Below are 12,457 nucleotides of genomic sequence, written 5' to 3' on the forward strand. Positions count from 1 at the left end.
TCTTAATACCAATATTTACGCCTCGCCTTTACCGTGGCATTGTTTGTATTTCTTGCCGCTTCCACAAGGACATGGCTCATTACGACCCACCTTCTTCTCTACCCTAACAGGTTCAATCTTCTCTGGTTTCTTTGGTGCTTGTGACTGACCATTTCCACCACCACGACTAAACTCATCCTTACGGGTCTGTAGTCGACTATAATCCTGACGCTTGCGTTCCTGTGCTTCATGAACACCATCTGCATTCTGAATAGGAATATGTCCTTTTGCCAATAACGATACAACCGACTTATTGTTGCGTCCGATCATTGCCTTAAACAGGTTAAACGATTCAAACTTATAAATCAATAGTGGATCTTTTTGTTCGTAACTTGCATTCTGTACCGCAGTACGCAAATCATCCAACTCACGCAAGTGCTCTTTCCATGCATCATCAATGGTTACCAACATTGATGCTTTTTCGAATGAACGAACCAGTTCCTTTGATTCTGTTTCGTATGCTTTCTTCAGATTTGTGGTGATCTGATAAACTTTTTGTCCATCACTGATTGGCACCACAATGTTTTTATACATCTCTGATTTTGTTTCATAAACATCTTTGATAACCGGATGAGCCTGTTTAGCAATCATATCACTCTTACGCAGATAAGCATCCCACATCTTATGGAACAGCTCAACAGCCAATTCATCTGTTTTACCTTTCAGGAATTCTTCTTCAGCAAATGGAGGTTGAGCAGAGAATACACGGATCAATTCCATTTTGAATCCTTCAAAATCTGCATCAGCGTGATACTCTTCTACAATGTCGGCACATGTATCGGCCATCATATTAGAAATATCAACCTGGATACGCTCACCATACAACGCATGACGACGTTTGGTGTAGATTACTTCACGTTGTGAGTTCATCACATCATCATACTCAAGCAATCGTTTACGAATACCAAAATTGTTTTCTTCAACCTTTTTCTGTGCACGTTCAATAGATTTGGTGATCATGCTGTGTTGAATCATCTCACCATCTTCTAACCCAAGACGGTCCATATATTTAACGATACGGTCTGATCCAAATAAACGCATCAAATCATCTTCCAACGAAACAAAGAACTGAGAAGAACCCGGATCTCCCTGACGACCTGCACGACCACGTAACTGACGGTCGACACGACGAGATTCGTGACGCTCTGTACCCACAATGGCCAAACCACCCGCATCTTTCACTTCTTTAGTTAATTTGATATCCGTACCACGACCAGCCATGTTAGTTGCAATGGTAACAATACCTGCCTGACCTGCATCAGCCACAATCTCAGCCTCGCGCTGGTGCATTTTCGCGTTCAATACGTTGTGCTTGATACCGCGCATCTTCAGGGCACGGCTTAACAATTCCGAAATTTCAACCGATGTAGTACCCACCAATACAGGACGTCCGTCGTTAACCAGTTTAACTACTTCTTCGATTACAGCATTGTATTTTTCACGCTTCGTTTTATAAACTATATCTTCACGGTCATCACGCAAAATAGGACGGTTAGTTGGAATAACAACCACATCCAATTCGTAGATATCCCAAAGCTCGCCTGCTTCTGTCTCCGCAGTACCTGTCATACCCGACAGTTTGTGATACATACGGAAGTAGTTCTGCAAGGTAATGGTAGCGTATGTTTGAGTAGCCGCTTCAACAGTTACACGTTCCTTCGCCTCAATTGCCTGGTGTAAACCATCAGAGTAACGACGACCTTCCATAATACGACCTGTCTGCTCATCAACAATCTTCACCTTGTTATCCATCACCACATACTCTACATCTTTTTCGAATAAAGTATAGGCTTTTAATAACTGGTTGATAGTATGAACACGCTCCGACTTGATTGAGAAATTCTGAAGAATTTCATCCTTCTTAGTTGTTTTTTCTTCATCAGAAACATCTGATTTCTCTAATGTTGCAATCTCCGAACCCACATCAGGTAATACAAAAAATTCCGGATCTTCCGATGAACCAGTGATTAAATCCAGACCTTTCTCGGTCAATTCTATCGAATTGTTTTTCTCATCAATAACAAAATACAATGGATCGGTTACTATATGCATGTTCTTATTGTTCTCCTGCATATAATAGTTCTCAGTTTTAAGCATGCTGGCTTTTACGCCTTGCTCACTCAAAAACTTAATGATTGCCTTATTCTTTGGTAAACCTTTAAAAGCACGCAATAACAGCAATGAACCTTCTTCAGCTTCTTTCTTATTATTGGATTTCAGTTTTTGTTTAGCCTCAGCCAAGACCTGAGTAACCAGCTTTCGTTGTGCTTCAACAATACTTTCCACTTTTGGCTTTAAATCACCAAACAATTGATCATCTCCTTTAGGTACAGGACCAGAAATGATCAAAGGAGTACGGGCATCATCGATCAATACCGAGTCAACCTCATCGACAATGGCATAATGATGTACGCGCTGTACCAAATCATCAGGCGAAATAGCCATGTTATCGCGAAGATAGTCGAAACCAAACTCATTGTTGGTACCGAATGTGATATCTGCTTTATACGCTGCACGACGTTCTGATGAGTTCGGACGATGCTTATCGATACAATCAACCGATAAACCGTGGAATTGATAGATAGGTCCCATCCACTCCGAGTCACGTTTTGCCAGGTAGTCGTTCACAGTAACAACATGCACTCCACGACCAGCTAAGGCATTAAGAAATACAGGTAGTGTAGCTACCAATGTTTTACCTTCACCGGTTGCCATCTCGGCAATTTTACCGTTATGAAGTACAACACCACCAATCAGCTGCACATCGTAGTGAACCATATCCCAGGTTACCTGATTTCCTCCAGCTAACCAAGTATTATAATAAGTAGCTTTATCGCCGTTAATCTCTACAAAATCTTTCGAAGCCGCCAAATCACGGTCGAAATCGTTAGCAGTAACTTCGATGGTCTCGTTTTCCTTTAAACGACGAGCCGTATCTTTTATTATAGAAAAAGCAGTTGGCAAAGCTTCGGTTAAAGCCTCTTCGAGCTTAACCAAAATATCTTTCTCAATCTTATCTATTTCGTTATATATCTTTTCACGCTCCGAAACAGCAATCTTTCCTTCTTCGATCTGTTGCTTGTAATCAGCAATTTTATCTTCATCTGCCTTGATAGCACCCTGAATCTGGGCTTTTAATTCTTGTGATTTCTGACGTAACTCATCGTGGGTTAACTTCTCAATCTGTGGATACACCTCTTTGATCTTTTTTACAATCGGTGCCACTTCCTTCATATCCCTGTCCGACTTATTTCCAATAAGTTTTGACAGAAACTTAGCTATTGCCATTTTGTATAGTATTAAATTGTTTTTTGAAATAAAAAATGAATCTATAGTACTCTAAATTTAGAGACCATAATAAAGAAGTTATGCAACAGGACCAGCTCTTACAGGGCGAATTGCATCGTAAACCGATAGCTGAAGATGATAATTAAGTTCTGTAAATTCAACCAATTGATAACAAAGATTCTGTTGTTCATGACAAACAGACGTTGTAACTAATTGATTGACCAGCAATTTTTTCTGTACAGATAATACCTCAAGAAAGAAGTCTTGTACCTCGGGTAATTGATATAAAACTGAGGATAAATTAAGATTGGATTTTACCTCAAGAGCCATCTCCCACTCAATACCTTCCTCAGCAGACGATGGATTGATCTGATGGATCTGATCTAAAATGATTTCACGAACATTTTGAAATGCCTGCCAGCGACCTTCCTGCACTTCGGCATCGGCCACATAGGCTGCAGTAATCATCATGGTTACGCTTAGCAGCCTCAGGTAATTCATTTCTGTATTTTGTCGCTTAATCATTCCTCGTTTTAAAAGACGTGTAAAGATGCAAAAAAGATTTTGATATGAACAAATTATATTGAGTCTTCTCTGTTAATAGTTGGTTAGATTTTTAGGCAGTAGGCAGTAGTTTACTTACATAACACCTAAGATCAATCACTTAATCTCGATAAACAACACCATCAATTAATTGATATTGTGATAATTATATTTTATCACCAACGAGTTGATCTCATAAATATCTCTTTAATTAGATAATATCAATTCAGAGTTACTAAGGAACGGCTCTTTAAATACATCTTGCAAATAGAGAATCTTTCCTTAACGCCTTATTTTGAATCTAAATGATTTTCCTTCTGCTCCACTTCCCAGAATGGATATTCATATTCTTCATCGGGCCATTCTTTAATAATTCGCTGTGGCCCCTGCTTACGATAAATAAAGGCTAACACAATTCCAGCCACTGAACCCCACAAATGCGACTCCCATGAATATGGAACATTCATTTGCAATGGAAAAATCCCCCAAATCATACTACCGTATAAAAATACCACCATCAACGATATCGCCATCAAGGGAATATATTTGCGAAGAAAACCACTTGCAAACAGAAATGCGGCTAAACCATATATTACACCACTTGCTCCAATATGCCATGCATCCCGGGCTCCCATCCACACCCATAAACCTGTTAACAGATAGATATAAATAAAGACCTTAACAGAAATTCCCCGATAGAAATAAAATAGCGATATTCCTAAAACAAATAAAGGAACCGCATTGGCAAAAAAATGATCCCAATCGGAATGAACCAAAGGAGCTAAGAAAATACCAGGTAAACCTTCAATTGATAGTGGCCGCACGCCCCATTCAACAAAACTGAATCCTTCGAGTGTTTCAATTAGTTTAACACTAAAGGTAATTACCAGAAAAAATAAAGGAATCACCAAAGCTGTCTTTAGTTTCTTCAATTCAATATCCGATGCTTTGGTCATAGATTTATTTTATGATTTGATAATAAGATATCAATTATCAAACCAAAGATTAATTTAAGCCAGAATGGCAACAATTGATTGTTTTGAATGACAGATTGTCTAGATGTTAGTCACCAGATGTTAGAAGTTAGCTATTAGAAAAATGTACAGTTCTTTATTACCATTGTACAAATAAAAAACTGTTCCTCTATATTTTTGTTAATGGCTTATCTCTAAATCCTAATTTCTAAAACCTATAACCTTTTTTTAACAGACAGGCCTCCGGCCTTTGATTGACAGCTTTATAATTCTCCATAGCACTAAAGTACTATGCTGTTACAAACGTCCCTACGGGACTGTCTGAATATTTTACAGACTTCATTAAAATGGAAACGGTTCTATAATGACCTCATACCAATAAAGAACCGTTTCCGAATATTTTTTAGCCAGAGGCTAACAGCTTTCTAACTTCCAGTTTCTAAAACCTAAGTTCTAATTACTAAAACCTATCCCACTTCCCTCTTTAGCACTTCAAGGAAACCCTCTATATCTTCTTCCTGGGTATCAAAAGAAGTCATCCAGCGAACTTCTGATCGACTTTCATCCCAGATATAAAAGAAATACTCTTCCTGTAGTTTAGCTATCGTTCCTTTCGGTACAATCGCAAAGATGCCATTGGAGTCTACTGGCTGAGTCAGTTTAACATTATTCAATTGTCTTATTCCTGTTTCCAGTTTTCTGGCCATTATATTGGCATGTGAGGCATTTTCTTTCCATAGATCATTCGTCAACAATGCTTCAAACTGAGCTGCAGTATACCTCATTTTTGAATGGAGCTGTGTACTTTGCTTTCTAATGTATTTCACATTATCAGCCAACTGAGCATTGGCAAAAACAACAGCTTCTCCAAACATCAACCCGTTTTTTGTTCCACCAAACGACAGCACATCTACACCAGCATTAAAAGTAATATCAGCTAAAGAACAATCAAGAGCAACTGCAGCATTAGCCAAACGAGCTCCATCCAAATGTAAATACAACCCTAAACCATGGACATAATCAGCTATTGTTCTCACCTCATCAATCGTATAAACTGTTCCCAGTTCAGTAGCCTGCGTAATTGATATCAGTTTTGGCTGTGCATGATGTTCAAACCCGAAACCATGCATATACTGACTTATTTGTTCAACGGTAATCTTTCCATTATTAGTTGTAATAGGCAATAATTTACATCCCGACAGTTTTTCTGGTGCTCCGCATTCGTCAACGTTAATATGTGCTGTGTGAGCACAAACAACTGCATTAAAGGAATGTGTTAATGCCTGAATAGAAATAACATTAGCACCGGTTCCATTATACACAAAAAAGGTTTCCACCTCTTTGCCGAAAACCTTCTTAAATAATTGTTGTGTCCTCTCAGTTATTTTATCGCCACCATATCCTATTGCATGTCCGTCGTTAGCATTAACAAGTGCCTCCATTACTTTTGGATGCACACTAGCATTATTATCACTTGCAAATCCTCTTATATGTTTCATCAATCTTATTTGTTATCCAACTCGTTGTTTGCTAATAAATTTTCATAGGTTTTCTTAGAAATGCATCGGTAACCAATCTCAGCCTGATCGATAAAATAAAATACACCACCCCAGTGATGCTTTACCACAAAATAAACTTTCCGCACATTTCCGTTCATAAAGATAGTTCTTTCAACCTTTCTTCCTTCCATTTCAAAATACTCATCTGTTCTTCCCTGTGGATAAGATTCCTTCAAAGGAGGTAAACCAACAATTGAAAAGTTTTCTTCTTTCTGGATAATGACAGCTGTATCTTCCTGAACTTTCGGTTTATCAATCTCAACTACCTCTAATACCTCTACAGGTTTCTTTTTCTTCTTTATAACCGGCTTTTCTTTTTGTTTTTCAGCCTCGGCACGCATCTCATCAATGTGATACTTTACTTTAAGAGAATAATCTCTGTCATCAGCAAAATCGGACAATTCTTCATCAAAGCGTATTTTAGCCACAGGTTGTTTAAAAAACACTGTATCTACTCCTTCAAAAGTCTTAAATAGTCTTACTGGTAAATAATAAGGTTGAATCGTCTCGAAATGAATATTATCCGGAACTATGGTTGAAAACTCAATTACTTTAGCTACAAAGTCAGGTTTAAAAAAGCTAAAGTGATATATTTTATTTTTTTGAAGATAAGTCTCAAAGGCGCCGTCAATGGAAAGATTAATTTCTTTTTTAAGGCCGTTTGTTTCTATTACAACAGATACATCTTCAAAACTAGAACCTACATCAACGATTCTACCTTCTACTTTGTACTGTGCATCAACCTTTATAAGGCCCCCAATTATCAGAATAATTAAAAAGCCGGTAATTTTAATACCGGCTCTTAAGCTCTTCATACGGCATTAATTTGCCTTTAAAAATAATAAATTCAATCATTAAAAACTAACAATGGTGTATTGGAGTGAAACAACATTTTTTTTGCAATATTTGGATTGAATAGTTTACTGATCAAACTTCTTCTTCGTCGTGTAAAAGATAGAATATCAATATCTTTCTCTCTCACATAACTTTCAAGGGCTATATATAAATCTTCATGTTCAATCAAATCACAATCCACATGAGTTTCACCGTAAATCTTTTTAAAATGCTCTTTCAGACCTTTCAACTTCACATCATCCCACTCCAAATGATCTCTAGGACTAACATGTGCACACACAACCTTCATGTCTAATGGTTTGGCAATTTTTTCAAGGATTCTAATAGCCTTAAAGTCTCCATCCATAAAATCAGTTGCATAGAGTATATTCTTCAGTTTATCGATGCCTTTATAATGAAAATCTTCGGGAACAGCCAGAACCGGAACTTTTGCCCGTTCAACCACTTCTGCGGTAACGCTTCCAATCAGATCAGCTACTTTTTTATCTTTTCCCCTTGTCCCCATTATTATAACCAATGGCATATAAACCTTACTGTAACTTATTATTTCATCTTCAGCTACGCCTTTCTCCAGTTCTGTTTTTATGGTAATCTTTTTGTCACCCAACAATTCATTCTTTTCATCGAGAAAAGCTTTAAATTTATTCATGCCTGCAATAGCCTTATCTTCCAAATCACTGGCAAGATCTTCCAGATTCATTTCGTAGGCAAAAGAATCTGAAAATGGCATGGTACTAAGTATAGGATTAAAATATGTATGGAGAACAGTCAGTTCAGCACCCAAAACAGCTGCCCAGTCTATAGCTATTATCGCAGCTTTTTTTGAATATTCCGAAAAATCGACAGGTAATAAAATACGAGGAGGCACTTGCTCTCTTGTTGGCAATTTAAATTCCTCCTGCATCATGCTCTCCAGTACTTTAAGAGCACCTTCCAATGCATCCTCAGGAATTCTGACTTTAACACCTGTAGAAACAGCTCCCTGGATAAGATTGGTATTTTCAAGGAAACATTCAATATCTTCCGATTCGAGCAATGATTTCAGAACATGTGCACGCTCAAAAGTTAACACAACTAAAGTGATGATTTTTCCTTCCATGGTAGCAAAGTTTATAATAGGTTAGACATTTATCAAGCTAACAAATCCACACCGGGACTTTCTTATAAAAGGTACGCTTTTAAGAAGAAAAAATCAAGCTATCACATACTAAGAAGTACCAATTCTGGAAACAGAATGAACTCCTTTTACATTCTTCACTTTTTTTACCAGCAGATTAAGACTTTCCAGTTTATCAACAAATACTGTAAGAGTCCCTTCAAAGGTTCCTTCATTGGAATCAATTGATAAAGACCTGATTTTTACTTTAGGCTCCTTTGCTATTACATGTGAGATATTGGTCACGATACCAATATCATCATTCCCGATTATTTTTAAGGTTGCCTGGTACATATTATCATTACCCGTAGTCCACTCTGCGCGTACAACCCGATAGCCAAACTTGGTTTTTAAATCATAGGCATTCGGACAGGTATGTCGATGAATCCGGATGCCACCAGACGCTGCAACAAAACCAAATATATCATCACCAAAAATCGGATTACAACATTTCGCCAATTTATAATCCACATTGGTAAGATTCCGATCTATCATTAATACGTCATCATCTGGTAACTCCTCTTCTGTTGGCACAAAGTTCTCAGCACTACGCTCCCGTTCATCCTCTTGTTCCTTAGCCTGATCTTTTTCCAGAAAATCTTTTATACGTACCAAATCAAGCTGTTCCATAGCAATGGAACGCATAAAATCATGATTGGATTTAAAACCAAAAAATTTAACCAATTGATTCAACATCTGATCATTCAACTCAAATTTCCAGTTCTTTAATCGTCGAATCAACATCTCACGGCCAATCTCAGCCTCTTTATATTGCATCTCGCGCAAAGCCTGTTTCAGCTTTGTTTTTGCTTTTGAAGTAACCACAATATTCAGCCAATCTTTCTTTGGCTCCTGATTATTGCTGGTCATTATGGAAACATGATCACCGTTTTTAAGCACATGCTTAATGGGCACATTCTTATTTCCTATTTTTGCACCTACACACTTTTTACCTACTTCAGAATGAATCTCAAAAGCAAAATCAAGCACGGTTGCACCTTTTCTCAATCGGCGTAAATCACCTTTAGGCGTAAAAACAAAGACTTCTTCGTCGTAAAGGTCCAGTTTAAAGTCTTCAATAAAATCTATAGCATTCAATTCAGGATTTTCCAATATCTCACGAACGTTAGACAACCACTCATCCATTCCCTTCTCACCTTTGATACCTTTATATTTCCAGTGAGCCGCCAAACCTTTTTCGGCAACTTCATTCATTCGCTCTGTTCTGATCTGAACTTCTACCCATTTATTCTCCGGACCTAATACAGTTGTATGAAGTGATTCGTATCCATTTGACTTGGGAACCGAAATCCAGTCGCGCATACGACTTGGATTGGGCTGGTATTTATCTGTTACAACAGAATATACCTGCCAGCATTCCGCTTTTTCATTTTTGGGCTTACTATCTAAAATTACACGAATGGCAAACAAGTCAAAAACCTGCTCAAACTCAGTATCCTGATTCTTAATCTTGTTCCAGATAGAATGTATTGTTTTGGTACGTCCTTTTATCTCAAACTTTAATCCAAGTTCCTCCAGCTCTTTCTTTAGAGGTTTAATAAATGAATAGATATATTGATCTCGTGCCCTTTTTGTTTCATTTAATTTTTTGGCAATAAAAGTATACATCTCCCGATTAGTATATTTCATTACCAGGTCTTCCATCTCTGATTTAACAGCATACAACCCTAAACGATGCGCCATAGGGGCATACAGATAACCTACTTCACCACTTATTCGTTGTTGATCATCAATACTATATAAGTTCAGATTACGCATTAAACGCAAACGATCAGCCAGAATAATCAATACCACTCTGATATCCTGAGCAAAGGTCAGCATCAGTTTTCTGAAGTTTTCATTCCGGATGGAAGTATTTTTCGCATACAATTCTGCCACCTTAACCATCCCTGAAGTAATATTGGCTACCTGATCGTCAAAGTTTTGTTTTACTTCCTCTTCGGTAATTTCTTTTTGAAGAACAGGCTGGTATAATAATGCACAAACAACAGCTGTTCGGCCCAAGCCTATTTCCTTAGCCAGAATTAAAGCTACTTCAAGTGACTCTATTAAATATAATTCACCTGCATTATTTCGGCTTAACTGTTTCTCTTCGTCAACCATTACATTCAAAGCCTTTCTAATCAAACGTGCATCATTTGACAACCTAAAAGCTGATGTAGACCTAAGCAACTCTTTATAAAGACTTAGTATTCGTTCTCGTTCCTTCTTATCAATAGTATTTTTGTTCGATCTCATTACTATAATTAGTGCTTTGAGGTTAACCTCGGGTAAAGTTACAATTTATCGTGTTTGTTTTTTACATTAATGGCTTATTTTAAAAGATCAATTCGTTTGACATAGTCGGGAATAATGATTATATTATATTCATTATTAACTATTAAAATTTGATGCCATGAAAAATACTGGATTATTTTTGGGAGGCTTGTTAACCGGTGCTGCTCTAGGTGCTTCTTTAGCGTTGCTCTATGCTCCTCAAAAAGGCTCTGAGACACGCGATCAGTTAAAAGCTAAACTAAAAGAAATGGAAGCTGAATTGGATACTCTACGTAACAAAATTAAAGTAAAAGGCGGTGAATTAAAGGATGAGATGAAGAAAAAAATGCATGACCTTGAGAATCGCATTGAAACCTTAATTAAGGAATACAGAAATACATTGGAACCAACACATGGAGCAAACTAAAGATTCGGCCGTCAAAACATTATGTACACTTTTAACCTGAGAATCCCGGAAACTCTAAAATCCGGGGTTCTTTATTACAACACACATCTATGAAAGAACAACTGAGCGACGAATTAAAAGAAGCTAGAAACGATTTTGAGGAATACGTTAAAGCTCAAATTGACCTGGTAAAACTACATACAGCTGAAAGTATTTCACGTTTTCTTTCCGGGTTACTCATAAAAATGGTTTTATTCTACCTTTTCTTTTTTGTATTACTATTTGCCTCTTTAGCCATTGCTTTCTGGCTTGAGAAAATATTAGACAGCCAAGGATTAGGTTTTATTATAGTTGCAGCATTTTATCTTATTATCGGAATTTTATTCATGGCTTTCCGCAAAAAACTGGTTGAGAAACCGGTAATACAATCCGTTATTAATTTATTTTTTCCAACTTATACCAATTATGATGAGTAAAACGAACAATCGATACGACCATATACAATCGTTTGAAGATTTTGAGAACGAAAAAATGAAGCTCTACTTTCAGGTAAAGTACAGTGAAAAAAAACTACAATTAAAGTACCTTGAATTATCAATGATGTTAAGTCCTGCAAAGCTGGTACCAATTCTTGTATCTGAATGGCTGAATCCCGTTATGTCATTCATCAAGAGCTTTATCGGACAATTTTTTCACCGTAAAAAGACATCTGAGAAAGAAGAAAAAGCAGAATAACTAAAAATAAGATGTAATTATTTCATTATTTGACAATAATACACTATTTTTGCAGCCGATTTCACGTAATCTCTTACTGAACGAGGGAGTCATGTAATATTGCGTGGGAAAGTTTAATCCTATAAAAAACGGAAAAATGGATTTGATTAAAGTAGCTGAAGCCGCATTTGAGAGTGGTATTGAATTGCCAAACTTCGGTCCTGGAGATAGCATCGCTGTATCTTACAAAATTAAGGAAGGTAACAAAGAGCGTATCCAGATTTTCAAAGGCGTTGTAATTCAGATTAAAGGAGAAGGAAACAACAAAAGATTCACTGTTAGAAAAATTTCTAACAACGTTGGTGTGGAAAGAATTTTCCCATTCAACTCTCCATTTATTGAGAAAGTTGAATTATTACGTCAAGGTAAAGTTCGTAGAGCAAGATTATTTTACTTACGTGGACTTACCGGTAAGAAAGCTCGTATCAAAGAAAAAAGAAGCTAAGCCATTATATAAAAATGGTGAAATAAAAAACCGGCTGATGGCCGGTTTTTTTTAGGGATATTCAGAAGTTGATTTATTTCTTTGATAATTAAGTAATTATCACTATCTTAAAAGTGTAACAAAACCCCGAAAACAGGCACT

General features: G+C 37.0%; 11 protein-coding genes. 4 read left to right on the forward strand and 7 right to left on the reverse strand.

From position 1 onward, the window contains the following. Positions 1 to 15: 15 nt before the first annotated feature. The 7 genes from secA to ACRD62_RS20990 form a co-directional block, all read right to left on the reverse strand. Positions 16 to 3,327, reverse strand: coding sequence for a preprotein translocase subunit SecA (gene secA / locus ACRD62_RS20960; RefSeq protein ID WP_430822058.1), 3,312 nt, complete (start codon positions 3,325 to 3,327; stop codon positions 16 to 18). 78 nt (positions 3,328 to 3,405) lie between these two features. Continuing rightward, on the reverse strand, positions 3,406 to 3,852 hold the full coding sequence (locus tag ACRD62_RS20965; protein WP_430822059.1) for a hypothetical protein: 447 nt from the start codon (positions 3,850 to 3,852) through the stop codon (positions 3,406 to 3,408). Positions 3,853 to 4,160: 308 nt separating this feature from the next. After that, positions 4,161 to 4,826 (reverse strand): rhomboid family intramembrane serine protease, encoded by a 666-nt coding sequence (locus ACRD62_RS20970; RefSeq protein WP_430822060.1) that lies wholly within the window; start codon positions 4,824 to 4,826, stop codon positions 4,161 to 4,163. Positions 4,827 to 5,311: 485 nt separating this feature from the next. Further along, positions 5,312 to 6,343 (reverse strand): threonine aldolase family protein, encoded by a 1,032-nt coding sequence (locus ACRD62_RS20975; protein ID WP_430822061.1) that lies wholly within the window; start codon positions 6,341 to 6,343, stop codon positions 5,312 to 5,314. A 5-nt stretch (positions 6,344 to 6,348) separates the two neighbouring features. Further along, positions 6,349 to 7,218 (reverse strand): hypothetical protein, encoded by an 870-nt coding sequence (locus tag ACRD62_RS20980; protein WP_430822062.1) that lies wholly within the window; start codon positions 7,216 to 7,218, stop codon positions 6,349 to 6,351. A gap of 32 nt (positions 7,219 to 7,250) precedes the next feature. Beyond that, a complete protein-coding gene (locus ACRD62_RS20985; RefSeq protein WP_321410265.1) occupies positions 7,251 to 8,357 on the reverse strand; it encodes a universal stress protein in 1,107 nt (368 codons plus the stop codon). A gap of 108 nt (positions 8,358 to 8,465) precedes the next feature. Beyond that, positions 8,466 to 10,673 carry a RelA/SpoT family protein gene (locus ACRD62_RS20990; RefSeq protein ID WP_430822063.1) on the reverse strand — a complete coding sequence of 736 codons (2,208 nt, stop codon included), beginning with the start codon at positions 10,671 to 10,673 and terminating at the stop codon, positions 8,466 to 8,468. A 157-nt stretch (positions 10,674 to 10,830) separates the two neighbouring features. Here ACRD62_RS20990 and ACRD62_RS20995 point away from each other — a divergent pair, with 157 nt between their 5' ends. The 4 genes from ACRD62_RS20995 to rplS all read left to right on the forward strand — a co-directional run bounded on the left by ACRD62_RS20995 (position 10,831) and on the right by rplS (position 12,316). Continuing rightward, entirely contained in the window at positions 10,831 to 11,118 is a 288-nt protein-coding gene (locus tag ACRD62_RS20995; RefSeq protein ID WP_430822064.1) for a YtxH domain-containing protein, read from the forward strand. Positions 11,119 to 11,207: 89 nt separating this feature from the next. Beyond that, a complete protein-coding gene (locus ACRD62_RS21000) occupies positions 11,208 to 11,573 on the forward strand; it encodes a phage holin family protein (protein WP_430822065.1) in 366 nt (121 codons plus the stop codon). Further along, a complete protein-coding gene (locus ACRD62_RS21005) occupies positions 11,563 to 11,832 on the forward strand; it encodes a hypothetical protein (RefSeq protein WP_430822066.1) in 270 nt (89 codons plus the stop codon). Before ACRD62_RS21000 ends, ACRD62_RS21005 begins: the two co-directional genes overlap by 11 nt. 136 nt (positions 11,833 to 11,968) lie before the next feature. After that, on the forward strand, positions 11,969 to 12,316 hold the full coding sequence (rplS, locus tag ACRD62_RS21010) for a 50S ribosomal protein L19 (protein ID WP_430822067.1): 348 nt from the start codon (positions 11,969 to 11,971) through the stop codon (positions 12,314 to 12,316). Positions 12,317 to 12,457: the final 141 nt, after the last annotated feature.

This window comes from Carboxylicivirga caseinilyticus (genome assembly GCF_050589785.1).
In the GTDB taxonomy this organism is placed as follows: domain Bacteria; phylum Bacteroidota; class Bacteroidia; order Bacteroidales; family Marinilabiliaceae; genus Carboxylicivirga; species Carboxylicivirga caseinilyticus.